Genomic DNA, 15,042 nt, shown 5'->3' with positions numbered 1-15,042 from the left:
AAGCGAGGAGCGCGGATGCCGCCGGGCGGACGGATCATCACCATCGACGGCGACATCGCGGTCACGCTGCGCCGAAATGCGCGGGCGCGACGGATGACGCTGCGGGTATCACGGAGCGGCGGCGAGGTGGTGCTGACGCTGCCGCCGCGCGCGTCGGAGGCGGACGGGGCGGCCTTCGCCCTGTCCCGCGCAGGGTGGATCCGGGGGGCGCAGGCGGCGATGCCCGCGGCGCAGGCGGCGGTCTTCGGCGCGGCGCTGCCGGTTGAGGGGCGGCCGCTGGTCCTGACGCCGGCCCCCGTCCGGGCCGCGCGGATCGCCGGGGACGCGCTTCTGCTGCCGCAGGCGCGACCGCCGGGGACCGTGGCGGAGGCCTGGCTGAAGCATCTCGCCCGCGACCGCCTCGCCGCGGCCTGCGACCGGCATGCGGCAGCGCTGGGGCGAACGTTCGCCGCGATCGCGCTGCGCGACACCCGATCCCGCTGGGGCAGCTGCACGCAGGACGGGCGGCTGATGTTTTCCTGGCGGCTGGCGATGGCCCCGCCCGAGGTCCTCGACTACGTCGCCGCGCACGAGGTCGCGCATCTGGCCCACATGGACCACTCGCCGCGGTTCTGGGCCGCGGTAGCTACGCTGATGCCGGGCTATGCCCCGCGCCGTGCGTGGCTGCGGCGGAATGGGGCCGACCTCATGGCCTGGTCGTTCAGGGCAGGCGGGGACGATGCTTGACGCGGGCGGGCCTGTGATCACAAGGTCCGGCATGGCAACCCGCACGACCCCCGCAGCTTCCCCTTCGCCCGCGCAGCCGGCCACGCACGAGCGCGTGTACCGCGCGCTGCGCGGCCGCATCATGCTGGGCGAACTGCCCCCCGGCCGGGCGCTGACCCTGCGCGGGATCGCCGCCGACCACCGGGTCAGCATGACGCCCGCGCGCGAGGCGGTTCGCCGGCTGGTGGCCGAAGGGGCGCTGACGCTGTCGAGTTCCGGCCGGGTCGCCACGCCCGAACTCTCGGTCGAGCGGATCGAGGAACTGGCCGCGCTCCGCGCGTTGATCGAGCCGGAACTGGCGTCCCGCGCCTTGCCGCGCGCGCATTTCGCGCTGATCGACAGGCTGGCCGCGATCAACGCCTCGCTGGGGGATGCGGCGCAGAACCACGACGCGGTGGGCTATATCCGCCTGAACCTCGAATTCCACCGCACGCTCTACCTGCGCGCGCAGGCGCCAGCGATGCTGGCGGTTCTGGAAACGATCTGGCTGCAGCTGGGGCCGACGATGCGCGCCGTCTACCAGCGGATGCGCCGGAACGAGCCGCCGCGCCATCACCGGCTGATCCTCGCGGCGCTCAGGGCGGGGGACGAGCCGGGCCTGCGGCTCGCGGTGCGCGCCGACGTGACGCAAGGGCTGCGCCACCTGATGAGCCAGGACGCTCGCTGAGGCGGGTCCCTTAGACTTCCTCGATCCGCAGCTCCACCGGCTCGCCGACGATGACGCCGGTGCGGGGCAGGGCGGCGATGGCGAAGTCGATCGCGTCGGGGGTGGTCTTGTGCGTGACGATCAGCACCGGCGCGTCGCCGCTGGAATGGCAGTACTGCCGCATCCGGTCGATGGAGATGCCGGCGTCGCCCAGCACCGTCGCCACCTTGGCGAGCGCGCCTGGCTTGTCGGCCAGCGTCAGCCGCAGGTAGTAGGCGGCAGGCACGGCGGTGCGCGCCGGGTGCGCGGACTGCAGGCCGGTCGCGGGCTGGCCGAACACCGGCAGCCGCACGCCGCGCGCGATTTCCACGATGTCGGACAGGACCGCGCTGGCGGTCGGGCCTTCGCCCGCGCCCGGGCCGCGCAGGACCAGCTGGCCCACCGCGTCGCCTTCGATCACCACCATGTTGGTGCCGCCCTCCAGCTGCCCCAGCGGGCTGTCGCAGGGGACGAGGCAGGGCGACATGCGCTGTTCAAGCCCGCGCGCCGTCATCTGCGCCACGCCCAGCAGCTTGATGCGATAGCCCATGTCGGCGGCGCGGTTGATGTCGTCGATGCTGACGCGCTCGATCCCCTCGATCTCCACCCCGTCGAAGGCGGGCCTGGTGCCGAAGGCGATCGCGGCGAGGATGGCCAGCTTGTGGCTGGCGTCGATCCCGCCCACGTCCAGCGTCGGGTCGGCCTCGAGATAGCCGAGCTGGCGCGCCTCCTCGAAGACGGTGTCGTAGGGCAGGCCCGCCGACTGCATCCGCGTCAGGATGTAGTTGCAGGTGCCGTTCATCACGCCCATCACGCGGCGGATGCTGTTGCCGGCCAGGCTTTCGGTCAGCGTCTTGATGACGGGGATGCCGCCCGCCACCGCCGCCTCGAACCGCAGGGCGCGGCCCAGTTCCTCGGCCCGTTCCGCCAGCGCCTGCCCGTGCATGGCGAGCATCGCCTTGTTGGCCGTGACCACGTCCTTGCCGCTTTCCAGCGCGATCAGCGTCGCGTCGCGCGCGACCCCTTCCTCGCCCCCGATCAGTTCGACGAACACATCCACGTCGTCGCGCCGGGCAAGGTCGGTGGCGCTGTCCGCCCAGGCATAGCCCGACAGGTCCGCGTCCCGGTTGCGGTGCCGGTCCCGGGCGCAGACGGCGGTGATCTGCACCGGCCGGCCGCAGCGCGCGGCCAGCAGGTCGGCGTGGGACTGGATGATCTTGACGACGCCGATCCCGACGGTGCCAAGGCCGGCGATGCCGAGACGGAGGGGGGCGGACATGGGGGCCTCGTGGCTTGGGGTGGGGCTGGTCGCTAGAACGGGCCCGCGGTCGGGCCGGGTCGGTGTTATCCCGCCCGAGCGGGGGATTGCAACGACGGGCGGGCGCAGGCGGGATCGCGGCCGCCGATCCGATGTCAGTCGCTCGGGCCGCCGTCGCTGCCGGGCAGTCCCTCGGCCAGCCGCGCCACGGCACGGGCGGTCCCAAGAGTCCGGTCGCGGATCTGCTGCAACTCGCCCTGCTGCATCGGGCTGTCCACCACCGCCCCGTTGCTGCCGGAAAACGCCGGAACCCAGCCATCCGGCGTCGGGTGCCAGGCCGCGTGGCACAGCACGTTGCGCCAGTTCTTGATCGCGCCGAGTTCGCCGATCAGCCCGGCATCGACCCGGGCCGCGCGCCGCAGGGTCTGGTCCAGACGCTCGATCAGGTTGCCGAGCGAATCCGTCTCGACATGCTCCATCCGCCGCAGCCAGGCGCTGAACTCACGCTCGGTGATCTCGCCGGGCAGGCCGTCGCGTTCCAGTGCGAAGATCGCGCGCTTGAGCATGTCCTCCAGGTGACCGAAGGCGGCGATGGTGCGGCCCAGTTCGGCCGCGAGCGGATCGGGCAGCGGGTGCCAGACCGACGGGGCGGCGGTCAGTCGCGCCACAGCTTTTCGACCCACGGGGTTGGGCGGACGTAGTGGCGCAAGTGGCGCGACAGGCTTTCGCGCCGGGTGCCGTCGAAGGCCGCGCGCAGATGCTCGCGGGGGGCGCGGGGGGTGTCGTCCTCGCTCCACCTGCCGGCAATGGCATCGGGCGGGTTCAGGCTGCCGGCGAAGATGACGATCTTCGCGCCCTCCGGCACCTTCGGTGTCTGCCAGTAGCGCATGGGAAAGGCGGGCACGCAGTCCGCGCGGAAGTGGACCACCCAGCCCCTGGGCCAGAACTTCACGCCGCCCGGCGCGCGGCGGGTGACGAAGCGCTGCTCGAACCGGTATTCGTCCGCGACCGCCTGCGGGTCGGCGCGGAAGATGTCCTGCAGGGGCGCGAGCTTGCCGACCCGCATCCGGTAGACCGAGGTCTGGCCCAGCTTCTCGAACGGCTTGATGCGCGCGGGGTTCGTGGCCAGCACCGTGTCGTCGGGGTCGCCGAAGGTGAAGAAGTCGTCGAGGTTGCCGGTGACGATGACGTCGAGGTCCAGGAACAGGACCGTGCCGGTCACGTCGCCCAGATCCCCCCAGAGGCGCGACTTCGGCCACTTGCCGATCGTGTTCCGGGGCGGCTCGTAGTCGAACCGGGGCAGGGGGCGCACGACGATGTCGCCATGCAGCCCCGCGCCGTCGTCGGTGAAGCAGATCAGCCGGAACGGCGGCGTGATGCTGCGCGAGATCATCCCGTTCAGACGGTTGACGTATTCGGGGCCGAACTTCGTGCCCCACTTGATGCAGATGATCTGCTTCGCCTCGGTCATGCCCGCCTCGTCTCGGCCCGGCCTGTTGTCGCCCGCCCCGCCCCGGCGCGTCCCGTGCCGTTGCGGCCGAGCCTTTCACGCATGGGCGGGCGCGGCAAGCGACCCGCCCGCCCGGGTGCCGTCACGCCGCGTCCAGCGCCGCGACGATGGGAGCGAAATCGGCCGCCTTGAGGCTCGCGCCCCCGACCAGCGCGCCGTTGACGTTCGGGATCGCGAAGATCTCGGCCGCGTTGCCGGGCTTCACGCTGCCGCCGTAGAGCAGGCGGAAGTCGTTGCCGTCGGCGAAGCGGGCGGTCAGCGCGCCGCGAATGGCGCCGTGGACCTCGGCGATCTGGTCGTTGTCGGGGGTGCGGCCGGTGCCGATAGCCCAGACGGGCTCGTAGGCGACGACCGTGTTGCCGGCCGTCGCGCCGTCCGGGATCGACCCGGCGAGCTGGCGCGCGATCACGTCCAGCGTCTCGCCCCCGTCGCGCTGCGCCTCGGTCTCGCCCACGCAGACGATGGCGGTCAGCCCGGCCTGATGCGCGGCCCGCGCCTTGGCGGCGACGGAGGCGTCATCCTCGGCATGGTCGGTGCGGCGCTCGGAGTGGCCCACGATGACATATTCCGCGCCCGCGTCCGCAAGCTGCGCCGCTGCGAGGTCGCCGGTATGCGCGCCCTTCGCCTCGGCATGGCAATCCTGCCCGCCGACGGCTACCGCCTCGCCCGCGATGCGCGCGACCATGGGATGGATAAGCGTCGCGGGCGGGCAGATCAGCACCTCGCAGTCGCGATCGGCGCCCAGCAGCGCGTCGATCTCGGCCAGCGACGCCAGCGTTCCGTTCATCTTCCAGTTGCCGGCGGCGAGCTTGCGCATCCTGTCCAGTCCTTCGTTTCCGTTGTGGAAACGGCTTAGGCGAGGACGGCGGTGCGGATCAAGCCGCAAGCCATCCGGGCGGACGCATCACGCCCCGGCGGTGCGGCCCGGGATGGCGAAGCTCACCGATTCGCCGCAGCCGCAGCTGTCGGTGACGTTGGGGTTGCGGAAGCGGAAGCCGCTGTCGAGCAGCGCGGTCTCGTAGTCGATTTCCGTCCCGAACAGGAACATCTGCGCGGTGGGGGCGATCATTACCCGCGCCGCGCCCTGTTCGACGACCTCGTCCCCGGGGGCAGGGGTCTCGGCCATTTCCATCGTGTATTCCATCCCCGCGCATCCGCCCTTCTTCAGGCCGATCCGCAGGCCCGCCGCGCCCTTGCCGGTCATCAGCCGGGCGATCTGCGCCTCGGCCGCGGGGGTGATGGTGACGGGGGACTTGCCGGGGATGGAGAACATGGTCGGACCTTTCGCTTGCCCGCAAGATAGGGGCGCGGGCGCCCCCGCTCAAGCGGGCCGCGATCCTATTGCAGACCCAGCTTTTCCTTGAGGTGGTCGATGCGCTTGGACGCCTCGGCCTTGCTCAGCCCTTCCTCGTAGGCGTCGGGGTCGTCGGCCTGCTCGCCCAGCGTCTTGAGATAGGACGCCTGCGCCCCGGTCATCGGATCGTCGCCGCTGACCCAGTCGTCGGGATCCTTCTGCGTGTTCGAGCCCTGGGTGTCCTGGTCCTGGGTCTTCGGGTTCTGTTCGTCGGCCATGATGATCTCGCTCGTGTTGCGATCCTGAACACGCGGGCGGGGGCGGAAGTTCCCGTTTTGTGCCGTGCGAGTGGCGGACCGGTACGGGAATTGCTACATGGCGCAGATGACCACGCCCGCGCCTTGCCCCCTCACCTGCACCGTCCGCGACGCGGCCCGCCTGTCAGTTGCACCCATGATGGACTGGACCGACCGCCATTGCCGGGGCTTCCACCGCCTGCTGAGCCGGCGGGCGCTGCTGTATACCGAGATGGTGACCTCGGCCGCAATCGTCCACGGCGACCGTGCGCGGCTGCTGGATCATGCGGCGGGCGAGCATCCGGTTGCGCTGCAGCTTGGCGGGTCGGACCCGGCCGAGCTGCGCGAGGCGACTCGGATCGCCGCCGACTGGGGCTATGACGAGATCAACCTCAACGTCGGGTGCCCCAGCGACCGGGTGCAGTCGGGCTGTTTCGGCGCCGTGCTGATGAAGTCCCCCGACCTGGTGGCCGAGTGCGTGACGGCGATGGCCGGGGCGAGCCCGGTCGAGGTCACTGTCAAGTGCCGCATCGGCGTCGATGACCAGGACCCGGCCGAGGTCCTGCCCGCCTTCCTGGCCCGGATGCAGGACGCGGGCGTTCGCCGCGTCACGATCCATGCGCGGAAGGCATGGCTGCAGGGGCTGTCGCCCAAGGAAAACCGCGAGGTGCCGCCGCTCGACTATCCGCTGGTGCACGCGATGAAGGCGGCGTTCCCGGACCTGCACCTGTCGATCAACGGCGGGATCGCGACGATGGAGGCTGTCCGCGACCAGCTGTCGCACATGGACGGGGTGATGGTCGGGCGCGCCGCCTATCACCAGCCCTGGGACATCCTGGGCACGGCCGACACGCTGTGGGGAGAGGCGCCGCGCCTGTCCTCGCCGCTGCAGGCGGCCGAGGCGATGCGCGAGGTCGTCGCCCGCTACCTCGCCGAAGGCGGCCGGATGCACCAGATCACGCGGCACATGCTGGGCCTGTTCCACGGCCGCCCCGGCGCGCGGGGATGGAAGCGGACGCTGTCGGAACGGGGGTCTTCGGGGACGCTCGCGGACTACGACGCGGCGCTGGAAGCGGTGCGGGGTGGCGCGCTGGCGGCCTGAGGACATCCCAGGCGGTCGCCACGGTGATTGCCCCTCAGCAATCAACGCCGCTACGGAAAACTGGCCACATGCCTGTTTCCGGGCGGTCCGACCTGTCGGGCTTGGCGGGGGATTCGTCGGTGCAAACCGCCGACCGCTGAGCCGGGCGGGTCACCCCCGCTCCGCCGCCTTCGCCGCGTCCCAAAGGGCGTCCATCTCCTGTAGCGTCGAATCCTGAGGCGTGCGGCCCTCTGCCGCCAGTGCCGTCTCGATCGACCGGAAGCGGCGGGTGAACTTGGCGTTGGCGGCCCGCAGCGCCTCCTCGGGGTCGATGTCGAGGTGGCGGGCGAGGTTCGCCATCACGAACATCAGGTCGCCCAGCTCCTCGGCCATGTGGGCGCGGTCGCCGCTGTCCTTCGCCGCGACCAGCTCGGCCGCTTCCTCGCGCAGCTTGTCGAGCACCTGATCGGTCGCCGGCCAGTCGAAGCCCACCCGCGCCGCGCGGTTCTGCAGCTTCACCGCGCGGGTCAGCGCCGGCAGGCCCATCGCCACCCCGTCCAGCACGCCGGACTCGGCCTTGGCGGCGCGCTCGGTCGCCTTGATCGCCTCCCAGTCCCTGACCTGCTGGGCGGCGGACTTGTCGCGGTTCTCGTCCCCGAAGACATGCGGATGCCGGCTGACCAGCTTGTCCGAGATCGCCCGCGCCACGTCGGCGAAGTCGAACATGCCCGCCTCCGCCGCCATCTGCGCGTGGAACACCACCTGCAGCAGCAGGTCGCCCAGCTCGCCCGGCAACTCGCCCCATGCCTCGCGCTCGATCGCGTCGGCGACCTCGTAGGCTTCCTCGATCGTGTAGGGCGCAATGGAAGCAAAGTCCTGCTCGATGTCCCACGGGCAGCCGGTCTTCGGATCGCGCAGCGCGGCCATGATGTCGATCAGGCGGCGGGTTTCGTTGCTTGCGTCGGACATTCGGCCCCCCGATGGACAAAGCGTCCCGGTTGGGACTGAATGGCCGCACGAAACACGCACCTCGCGAAAGAGTCCACCATGCCCGTCCTGAACCGCATCGCCGCCTACGCCGACGACATGACCGCCTGGCGGCGGCACCTGCACCAGCACCCGGAACTGCAATTCGACCTGACCGAAACCGCCGCCTTCGTGGCCGAGCGGCTGCGCGAGTTCGGGGTGGACGAGCTGCACGAGGGCATCGCCAATACCGGCATGGTCGCGATCATCAACGGGCGCGACGCGGGCGACGGCGGCCCCACCATCGGCCTGCGCGCCGACATGGACGCGCTGCCGATCGAGGAGGCGACGGGCAAGGATTATGCGTCGAAGAACGCGGGCGTCATGCACGCCTGCGGGCACGACGGCCACACGGCGATGCTGCTGGGCGCCGCGCGCTACCTGGCCGAGACGCGCAACTTCTCGGGCCGGGTCGCGCTGATCTTCCAGCCGGCCGAAGAAGGCGGCGGCGGTGCCAAGGTCATGGTGGACGAGGGTATCATGGACCGCTTCGGCATCACGCAGGTCTACGGCATCCACAACTCGCCCAACGTCGAGCCGGGGCTGTTCGAGACCAATCCGGGCGCGATCATGGCCTCGGTGGACACGTTCACCATCAGGATCGCGGGCCGGGGCGGGCATGGCGCGAAGCCTCACGAGACCGCCGATCCGCTGGTCGCCGCCGTGGGCATCGTGCAGGCGATCCAGACCATCGTCAGCCGCAACCACTACGCGATGCAGGACCTCGTGGTGTCGGTGACGCAGATCCATTCCGGCTCGGCCGACAACGTGATCCCCGACACGGCCTTCGTGCAGGGCACGGTGCGCAGCTTCGATCCGGACGTCCGCGAGATGGTCGAGCGCCGCATGACCGAGATCGTGGCGGGGCAGGCGGCGGCCTACGCCGTCACCGCCGAGCTCGACTTCGCGAAGGGCTACCCGGCGACGATCAACGACGCCGACCGCGCCGCCTTCGCGGCGGACGTGGCGGCCGAGGTGTCGGGCGAGGACCGCGTGAACCGCGACAGCGAGCGCGAGATGGGGGCCGAGGATTTCAGCTACATGCTGCAGGCGCGGCCGGGGGCGTATCTGTTCCTGGGCCAGGGCCCCGGCGCGGGGCTGCACCACCCGGCCTATGACTTCAACGACGAGATCGCGCCGGTGGGCGCGAGCTTCTTCGCCCGGCTGGTGGAACGGGCGCAGCCGGCGCGGGGCTGACGCACCCGGGCGAACGCCGCGACCGCGGCCACACCTGCGGATGGGCCGCGCTCGGCGCGCGGCTCAGTCCGCGGCCAGCGCCTTTTCCAGTTCCGGGCGGAAGCGGTGCTCGTAGTCGGCATCGACCAGGGGGCCTGCGTGGCGGTAGAGGATGCGGCCCTCGCCGTCCACGATGAAGGTTTCGGGCGGGGCGGTCACGCCCCAGTCGATCGCGGCACGCCCCTGAGGGTCGGTGGCAAGGCGCTGGAACGGGTTGCCGTGCTCGTCCAGGAACCGCTGCGCCGCGGGCTGGGGGTCCTTCAGGTCGATCCCCATCACCGGCACGCCGGATTGCGCCAGCGCGGTCAGGGTCGGATGCTCGGCCCGGCAGGGCGGGCACCAGCTCGCCCAGAAGTTCACCAGCTTGACGCCCGGCGCCTGCAGGTCGGCGTCGGTCAGCTGCGCCGCGCCGGGAAGCGTCGTCTGCGGCACGGCGGGCGCCTGCCTGCCGATCAGCGCCGACGGAAGGTCGTCGGGGTTGTCCCGCCCCATGCCCCACAGGAACATCGCGGCGATGCCCGCGAACAGCACCGGCGGCAGCAGCACGAGGGGGGAGATCCTAGCCACGGCGACGCTCCACCGCGTCAAGCTGCCTGCGCGCGCGCGCGCCCGCAATCCAGGTCTGGATCACCAGCGCCAGCAGCAGCGCGAGCGAGATGCCCCACGCGGCCAGCACGGGGACGGCATGTCTGCCAAGGTCGATCATGCGTCATCCATTCGGCAACGAACCTTTCAGGAAGGGCCTCTCGGGAACGGGCCTTTCAAGGGGGCCTCTCAGGAACGGGCCTCGCGCGCGATCAGCGCGGCGGCGCGGCGGCGGCGGATCTCGGTGCGGGTGCGGGCGAGGACAAGGGCGATGAAGAGCAGGAAGAACGCCAGCATGCACAGGTACAGCGGATACTTGTAGGTGCCCGCCATCCTCTCTCCCGCCTGAACCGACAGCGATGCGCCCTGGTGCAGCCCCTGGTTCCAGAACAGCGCCGCGTAGCGCGACAGGATCGCGAAGACCGAACCCACCAGGCACATGACCGAGGTGAGGTCGGCGGCGCTGTCGGCATCCTCGATCGCCGACCACAGCGCGATGTAGCCGAGATAGAATAGGAACAGGACGAGAAAGCTCGTGAGCCGCGGGTCCCATTCCCACCACGTGCCCCAGGTCGGCTGGCCCCAGATCGCGCCGGTCACCAGCGCGATCACGGTCATGACCGCGCCAACCGGGGCGGCGGCGCGGGCGGCGAGCGCGCTGACATGGTGGCGGCGGATGATCCAGACGAGCGATGCGACCAGCATCATCATCCAGGCGTTGATCGCCATCATGGCCGCGGGGACGTGCAGGAACATGATCCTGACCGTCGCGCCCTGCCGGTAGTCGGGGGGCGTGGAAAAGCCCCAGGCCAGGCCCGCGACCAGCGTCACGGCGGCGGCGGCCGACACCCATGGCAGCACCGCGCCCGACAGGCGCATGAACTTCACGGGGTTGGCGTATTCCCACAGCGACATGGTGCGTCCCTTACCCGCGAGGGCGCGCAGGGTGAAGCCCGCTCACCTGAGATTGACCCTGAGCGCCGCGGCGGCGGCGAACGGGATCGCGGCCACCACCGCCAGCGTGATCCCGGAAAGCAGCGCGAGCGGCGTGGTCGGCGCCTGCCCGGCAGCGCCCATCCGCACGACCTCGGCCCCGAAGATCAGCGTCGGGATGTAGAGCGGCAGGACCAGCAGCGACAGCAGCAGCCCGCCCCGGCGCACCCCGACCGTCAGCGCGGCGCCGAACGCGCCCAGCATCGACAGGGCGGGCGTTCCCAGCGCCAGCGACAGGACCAGCCACGGCAGCGCGGGCGCGGGCAGGTGCAGAAGCAGCCCGAACACCGGCGCCGCGACCACCAGCGGCAGGCCGGTGGTGATCCAGTGCGCGGCGGCCTTGGCCAGCACCACGCCTTCCAGCGGGACCGGCGCGGTGGCGAGCAGGTCGAGGCTCCCGTCCTCACGGTCCAGCGCGAAGACCCGGTCGAGCGACAGGAGGCACGCGAGCAGCGCGCCCACCCACATGATCCCCGGCGCGATCCGCGACAGGACGTCGCCCCCGGCGCCCACGCCGAAGGGGACCAGCGTGCAGACGATGAGGAAGAAGGCGAGGCCCAGCCCGAAGCCGCCGCCCGCGCGGGTCGCGAGCTGCAGGTCGCGAAGCAGGAGCGCCTTCACGGCTGCGCGCGCGTCACGCGAACGCCTCGTCGAAGCTCGCCGGGCGGCCGGCGCGCGCCCGGTCGGCCCGCGCGCGGAAGGGGGCGAGGTCCAGCACCGCCGCCTCGGGCAGGCCCAGATCGACGTGGGTGGCCAGCAGCGCCGCGCCGCCGCCGGCCAGATGCCCGCGGACCACGCCCGCGAACAGCGCAACCGAGGCATCGTCCAGCGACACCGTGGGCTCGTCCAGCACCCACAGCGGCCGTCCCAGAACGACCAGCCGGGCGAGGCCCAGTCGCCGCTTCTGCCCCGCCGACAGCAGCGCGGCCGGGCGCGACCCGAGGTCCGACAGGTTCAGGGCCGCAAGCGCCGCGTCGACCGTCGCAGGGGCGGCGCCGAAGATCCGGGCCCAGAAGCGCAGGTTCTCGGCCACGCTCATCGCGCCCTTCAGCCCGTCCGCGTGGGCCGCATAGGCGACGCTGCCGGATGCGCGCTCGATCCGTCCCGCGGCAGGGTCCTGCAAGCCCGCGATGGTCCGCAGGAGCGTCGTCTTGCCGATGCCGTTCGGCCCCCGCAGGATCAGCGCGTGCCCGGGCCGAAGCTCGAAGCTCACCCCCTCCAGCGCCCGCCGTCCGCCGCGCGAGACGGCGACGTCCGCGACCGTCAGCAACGGCTCCACCCCTGTCAGACCGGGACCAGCGCGCAGGCCACGCGCCGCCCTTCGGCGAGCGTCACGTTGTAGCTGCGCGCGGCCGACGGGCTCGACATCGTCTCGACCATCAGCCCGGCCGCCCGAAGCCTTGCGGCGACATCGGTGGGCAGGCGGCCGATCTCGGCCCCCATGCCCACGAACAGAAGGTCTGCTTCATCCGCGACGGCCAGCAGCCCGGCGTCGTCACGCAGCCCGCCCCAGGGCCGGACGGCCTGTCCGGTGACGATCACCGGCCCGTGGTGAACGTTGCCGCCGACCCGGAAGAAGCCCGGCCCGTAACCGTCGACCGAAAGCGCACCGGCGAAATCGGTCGGGTTCATCGGCATCAGGGCATGTCCTTGAAGGGCGTTCCGGCAAGGTCGTCGCGTTCGCCCGGCGCGGTCTTGACCGGCTTCGACCAGTCGCGCTTCACCCCCAGCCACAGCACCACCGACTTCGCGAGGTAGACCGTCGAATAGGCCCCGACGATCACGCCCCACAGCATGGCGAAGACGAAGTTGCGGATCACGTCGCCGCCCAGCACCAGCATCGGCAAGAGCGCGAGGATCGTCGTGACCGCGGTCATCACGGTGCGCGACAGCGTCTCGTTCACGGTCAGGTTCATCACGTCGATCAGCGGCCGCGTCTTGAACTTGATGAGGTTTTCCCGCAGCCGGTCGAACACCACGACGGTGTCGTTGATCGAATAGCCGAGGATCGTCAGCAGTGCCGCGATCGTCGTCAGGTCGAACTTCAGCTGGAACAGCGAGAAGATCCCGAGCGTCAGCAGCACGTCGTGGATCAGCGCGGCCACCCCGCCCAGCGCGAACTGCCATTCGAACCTGAGCCAGATGTAGAGCAGGATCCCCAGCGTCGCCGCCGCGACCGCGTAGACGGCGGTCATCACCAGCTCGTTCGATACCTTGGGTCCGACCGACTCGACGGCGGCGAACGAGACGTTCGGATCCACCTGCTTCAGCGCGGCCTCGTATTCGTTCAGCTGCGCGGGCGTGACCGAGCCCGCCTCGTTCGCCAGCCCGATGCGGATCTGCGCGACGTGGCGGTCGGGGCCGAAGGTCGGGTCGAACACCTCGGTGATGGACAGGTCGCCGTCCACCACCGGTTCCAGCGCGGCGCGGTAGTCGCCCACCTCGAAGTTCGTGCTGCTCTCGGCGCGGATCGTGGTTCCGCCCCGGAAGTCGATCCCGAGGTTCAGCCCCATCGTGAGGACCAGGATCACCGACGCGATCATCGCCGCGATGGAGATGCCGGTCGTCAGCGCCTGCCAGCGGAAGAAGTTGATGCGGGTGACGTCGGGGACGAGTTTGAGACGGAATGCCACGGTGGTTCCCCTTACAGTTCCAGCGTCGCCGGGCGGCGCCTTTGCAGCCAGAACACGATCATCAGCCGCGTCAGGTAGATCGCGGTGAAGACCGAGGTGACGATGCCGATCACCAGCGTGACCGCGAAGCCCTTCACGGGCCCGGAGCCCAGGAAGAACATGACCAGCGCCGCGATGAACGTGGTGACGTTGGCGTCGATGATCGCGCTCATCGCCTCGTTGAAGCCGTCGTCGATGGCGGCGACGACCCGCTTGCCCGCGCGCAGTTCCTCGCGGATGCGTTCATAGATGATGACGTTCGCGTCGACCGCGGTGCCGACGGTCAGCACGATCCCGGCGATGCCGGGCAACGTCAGCGTGGCCCCGTTCATCGACATGACCGACAGGATCAGGATGACGTTGACGATCACGGCGATGGACGCGAACACACCGAACAGCCCGTAGCTCGCGACGATGTAGCCCACGACCAGCACGGTCGCCACGACGGTCGCCAGCGCGCCCGCGTTGATGCTGTCCTGCCCCAGTTCCGGGCCGATCGTCCGTTCCTCGAGGAAGGTCATCTGTGCCGGCAGCGCCCCCGCGCGCAGGAGGACGGCGAGCCGGTTCGATTCGTCCACCGTCATCGCGCCCGAGATCTGGCCCTGGCCGCCCGGGATCGCGTCGCGGATCACGGGGGCCGAGATCACTTGGTTGTCCAGCACGATCGCGAACAGCTGGCCCACGTTGGCGGCCGTGTAGGCCCCGAAGCGCCGCGCGCCGGTCGGGTTGAAGCGGAATTCGACCGCCGGCTGGCCGTTCTGGTCGAAGCTGGGGCGCGCGTCGGTCAGTTCCTCGCCGGAAACCACGGGCGCCTCGGTCAGCGTGTAGAAGACGCCCGGCTGTTCCAGCGACGGGACGATGATGTTGCCGGGGCCGGGGCGCGCGTTCGCGTCGGTGCCCTGGCCCACCACCGGGTGGAAGGTCAGCCGCGCGGTCGTGCCGATCAGCGCCTTCAGCTCCTCGGCCGAGCCGATGCCGGGAACCTGGATCAGGATGCGGTCGGCGCCCTGGCGCTGGATCGTGGGCTCGCGGGTGCCGACCTCGTCCACGCGGCGTCGGACGATTTCCAGCGACTGCTGGATGGTGCGGTCGTCGGTCGCGGCGCGCTCGGCCTCCGACAGGCCGACGATCAGGGTGCTGCCGCTCGCCGTGATCGCAAGGTCGCTGGACCCCGCGCCCGACAGGCTTGCGACCGGCGTCGCAAGGCCGCGGGCGATTTCCACGGCGCGGGCCATCTGCGAGGGCTCGCCGATCTCGACATGCAGCTGGTCGGGGGGGCCGGGCGCGCGGCGCACGGCGCCGATCACGTCGCGTTCACGCGCCAGCGCCTCGCGAAGGTCGGGCCAGAGCGCGTTCATCCGCGACCTGTACACGTCGGCCACGTGAACCTCGCCCAGGAGATGGGCGCCGCCGCGCAGGTCGAGGCCGAGGTTGACGAGGTTCGACGGCAGCCAGTCGGGCCAGCCCGCGCGCGCCGCCGCCTGCTCCGGCGTCTCGAAACCCGCCCGCTCGACCTCGGCGACCGCGTCGTTGTGCCGCTCAACCCGTTCGTAGAACAGGTTGGGCATGGCGAACAGCAGGCCGATCGCGACCAGTCCCAGGATCAGGACGCGCTTCCAGACGGGGATCTGCAGCATGGCG

The 15,042-nt window shown here is 71.0% G+C and carries 19 protein-coding genes; 4 read left to right on the top strand and 15 right to left on the bottom strand.

Annotated features, from left to right (window positions below):
- The first annotated feature begins 15 nt into the window (after positions 1-15).
- A complete protein-coding gene (locus ELI80_RS07470; RefSeq protein ID WP_136650482.1) occupies positions 16-726 on the top strand; it encodes a M48 family metallopeptidase in 711 nt (236 codons plus the stop codon).
- Between the two features lie 31 nt (positions 727-757).
- Positions 758-1,432: a GntR family transcriptional regulator gene (locus ELI80_RS07465; protein ID WP_136650481.1), complete on the top strand. Its 675-nt coding sequence runs from the start codon at positions 758-760 to the stop codon at positions 1,430-1,432.
- A gap of 10 nt (positions 1,433-1,442) precedes the next feature.
- Here ELI80_RS07465 and ELI80_RS07460 read toward each other — a convergent pair whose 3' ends face one another.
- The 6 genes from ELI80_RS07460 to ELI80_RS07435 all read right to left on the bottom strand — a co-directional run bounded on the left by ELI80_RS07460 (position 1,443) and on the right by ELI80_RS07435 (position 5,790).
- On the bottom strand, positions 1,443-2,729 hold the full coding sequence (locus ELI80_RS07460; RefSeq protein ID WP_136650480.1) for a homoserine dehydrogenase: 1,287 nt from the start codon (positions 2,727-2,729) through the stop codon (positions 1,443-1,445).
- A gap of 134 nt (positions 2,730-2,863) precedes the next feature.
- On the bottom strand, positions 2,864-3,376 hold the full coding sequence (locus ELI80_RS07455; RefSeq protein ID WP_136650479.1) for a hypothetical protein: 513 nt from the start codon (positions 3,374-3,376) through the stop codon (positions 2,864-2,866).
- On the bottom strand, positions 3,364-4,179 hold the full coding sequence (locus tag ELI80_RS07450) for a glycosyl transferase (RefSeq protein ID WP_136650478.1): 816 nt from the start codon (positions 4,177-4,179) through the stop codon (positions 3,364-3,366). The genes ELI80_RS07455 and ELI80_RS07450 overlap by 13 nt, the downstream gene beginning before the upstream one ends.
- A 121-nt stretch (positions 4,180-4,300) precedes the next feature.
- Positions 4,301-5,035 carry a triose-phosphate isomerase gene (gene tpiA / locus ELI80_RS07445; RefSeq protein ID WP_136650477.1) on the bottom strand — a complete coding sequence of 245 codons (735 nt, stop codon included), beginning with the start codon at positions 5,033-5,035 and terminating at the stop codon, positions 4,301-4,303.
- An 87-nt stretch (positions 5,036-5,122) separates the two neighbouring features.
- Entirely contained in the window at positions 5,123-5,491 is a 369-nt protein-coding gene (locus tag ELI80_RS07440) for a HesB/IscA family protein (protein ID WP_136650476.1), read from the bottom strand.
- 65 nt (positions 5,492-5,556) lie between these two features.
- Positions 5,557-5,790 carry a DUF3072 domain-containing protein gene (locus tag ELI80_RS07435; protein ID WP_136650475.1) on the bottom strand — a complete coding sequence of 78 codons (234 nt, stop codon included), beginning with the start codon at positions 5,788-5,790 and terminating at the stop codon, positions 5,557-5,559.
- A gap of 97 nt (positions 5,791-5,887) precedes the next feature.
- On the opposite strand from ELI80_RS07435, the gene dusA reads away from it, so the two are divergent.
- Positions 5,888-6,910, top strand: a complete 1,023-nt coding sequence (gene dusA, locus ELI80_RS07430; RefSeq protein WP_438943057.1) for a tRNA dihydrouridine(20/20a) synthase DusA — start codon at positions 5,888-5,890, stop codon at positions 6,908-6,910.
- Positions 6,911-7,060: 150 nt separating this feature from the next.
- On the opposite strand, the gene mazG is transcribed toward dusA, so the two are convergent.
- On the bottom strand, positions 7,061-7,858 hold the full coding sequence (gene mazG, locus ELI80_RS07425) for a nucleoside triphosphate pyrophosphohydrolase (protein WP_136650474.1): 798 nt from the start codon (positions 7,856-7,858) through the stop codon (positions 7,061-7,063).
- Positions 7,859-7,936: 78 nt separating this feature from the next.
- On the opposite strand from mazG, the gene ELI80_RS07420 reads away from it, so the two are divergent.
- Complete coding sequence (locus ELI80_RS07420; RefSeq protein ID WP_136650473.1) at positions 7,937-9,112, top strand: M20 aminoacylase family protein; 1,176 nt, start codon at positions 7,937-7,939, stop codon at positions 9,110-9,112.
- A 63-nt stretch (positions 9,113-9,175) separates the two neighbouring features.
- On the opposite strand, the gene ELI80_RS07415 is transcribed toward ELI80_RS07420, so the two are convergent.
- The 8 genes from ELI80_RS07415 to secD all read right to left on the bottom strand — a co-directional run bounded on the left by ELI80_RS07415 (position 9,176) and on the right by secD (position 15,038).
- Positions 9,176-9,718 (bottom strand): DsbE family thiol:disulfide interchange protein, encoded by a 543-nt coding sequence (locus tag ELI80_RS07415; protein WP_268939854.1) that lies wholly within the window; start codon positions 9,716-9,718, stop codon positions 9,176-9,178.
- Entirely contained in the window at positions 9,711-9,857 is a 147-nt protein-coding gene (ccmD, locus tag ELI80_RS07410) for a heme exporter protein CcmD (RefSeq protein WP_136650472.1), read from the bottom strand. The genes ELI80_RS07415 and ccmD overlap by 8 nt, the downstream gene beginning before the upstream one ends.
- A 68-nt stretch (positions 9,858-9,925) precedes the next feature.
- Entirely contained in the window at positions 9,926-10,651 is a 726-nt protein-coding gene (locus tag ELI80_RS07405; RefSeq protein ID WP_136650471.1) for a heme ABC transporter permease, read from the bottom strand.
- A gap of 42 nt (positions 10,652-10,693) precedes the next feature.
- Entirely contained in the window at positions 10,694-11,350 is a 657-nt protein-coding gene (gene ccmB / locus ELI80_RS07400; RefSeq protein ID WP_136650470.1) for a heme exporter protein CcmB, read from the bottom strand.
- A 13-nt stretch (positions 11,351-11,363) separates the two neighbouring features.
- The gene (gene ccmA / locus ELI80_RS07395) at positions 11,364-11,999 is read right to left on the bottom strand and encodes a heme ABC exporter ATP-binding protein CcmA (protein WP_136650469.1); all 636 of its coding nucleotides are present in this window, start codon (positions 11,997-11,999) and stop codon (positions 11,364-11,366) included.
- Between the two features lie 14 nt (positions 12,000-12,013).
- Complete coding sequence (locus ELI80_RS07390; RefSeq protein WP_136650468.1) at positions 12,014-12,367, bottom strand: Mth938-like domain-containing protein; 354 nt, start codon at positions 12,365-12,367, stop codon at positions 12,014-12,016.
- Complete coding sequence (gene secF, locus ELI80_RS07385; RefSeq protein WP_136650467.1) at positions 12,367-13,362, bottom strand: protein translocase subunit SecF; 996 nt, start codon at positions 13,360-13,362, stop codon at positions 12,367-12,369. Before secF ends, ELI80_RS07390 begins: the two co-directional genes overlap by 1 nt.
- A gap of 11 nt (positions 13,363-13,373) precedes the next feature.
- The gene (gene secD, locus ELI80_RS07380; protein ID WP_136650466.1) at positions 13,374-15,038 is read right to left on the bottom strand and encodes a protein translocase subunit SecD; all 1,665 of its coding nucleotides are present in this window, start codon (positions 15,036-15,038) and stop codon (positions 13,374-13,376) included.
- Positions 15,039-15,042: the final 4 nt, after the last annotated feature.

The organism is Paracoccus aeridis, assembly GCF_004923205.2.
Taxonomy (GTDB): Bacteria; Pseudomonadota; Alphaproteobacteria; order Rhodobacterales; family Rhodobacteraceae; genus Paracoccus; species Paracoccus aeridis.
Note: the sequence above shows the minus strand (reverse complement) of the source record. Positions and strands in the feature narration are given on the sequence as shown.

Excerpts from the sequence above, each read along its gene's own strand:
- ELI80_RS07420 (WP_136650473.1), top strand. The coding sequence starts at position 7,937 with ATGCCCGTCCTGAACCGCATCGCCGCCTACGCCGACGACATGACCGCC.
- ELI80_RS07470 (WP_136650482.1), top strand. The coding sequence starts at position 16 with ATGCCGCCGGGCGGACGGATCATCACCATCGACGGCGACATCGCGGTC.
- dusA (WP_438943057.1), top strand. The coding sequence starts at position 5,888 with ATGGCGCAGATGACCACGCCCGCGCCTTGCCCCCTCACCTGCACCGTC.
- ELI80_RS07440 (WP_136650476.1), bottom strand. The coding sequence starts at position 5,491 with ATGTTCTCCATCCCCGGCAAGTCCCCCGTCACCATCACCCCCGCGGCC.
- ccmD (WP_136650472.1), bottom strand. The coding sequence starts at position 9,857 with ATGATCGACCTTGGCAGACATGCCGTCCCCGTGCTGGCCGCGTGGGGC.
- ELI80_RS07460 (WP_136650480.1), bottom strand. The coding sequence starts at position 2,729 with ATGTCCGCCCCCCTCCGTCTCGGCATCGCCGGCCTTGGCACCGTCGGG.
- ELI80_RS07390 (WP_136650468.1), bottom strand. The coding sequence starts at position 12,367 with ATGCCGATGAACCCGACCGATTTCGCCGGTGCGCTTTCGGTCGACGGT.
- ELI80_RS07435 (WP_136650475.1), bottom strand. The coding sequence starts at position 5,790 with ATGGCCGACGAACAGAACCCGAAGACCCAGGACCAGGACACCCAGGGC.
- ELI80_RS07465 (WP_136650481.1), top strand. The coding sequence starts at position 758 with ATGGCAACCCGCACGACCCCCGCAGCTTCCCCTTCGCCCGCGCAGCCG.
- tpiA (WP_136650477.1), bottom strand. The coding sequence starts at position 5,035 with ATGCGCAAGCTCGCCGCCGGCAACTGGAAGATGAACGGAACGCTGGCG.
- secD (WP_136650466.1), bottom strand. The coding sequence starts at position 15,038 with ATGCTGCAGATCCCCGTCTGGAAGCGCGTCCTGATCCTGGGACTGGTC.
- mazG (WP_136650474.1), bottom strand. The coding sequence starts at position 7,858 with ATGTCCGACGCAAGCAACGAAACCCGCCGCCTGATCGACATCATGGCC.
- ELI80_RS07405 (WP_136650471.1), bottom strand. The coding sequence starts at position 10,651 with ATGTCGCTGTGGGAATACGCCAACCCCGTGAAGTTCATGCGCCTGTCG.
- ELI80_RS07450 (WP_136650478.1), bottom strand. The coding sequence starts at position 4,179 with ATGACCGAGGCGAAGCAGATCATCTGCATCAAGTGGGGCACGAAGTTC.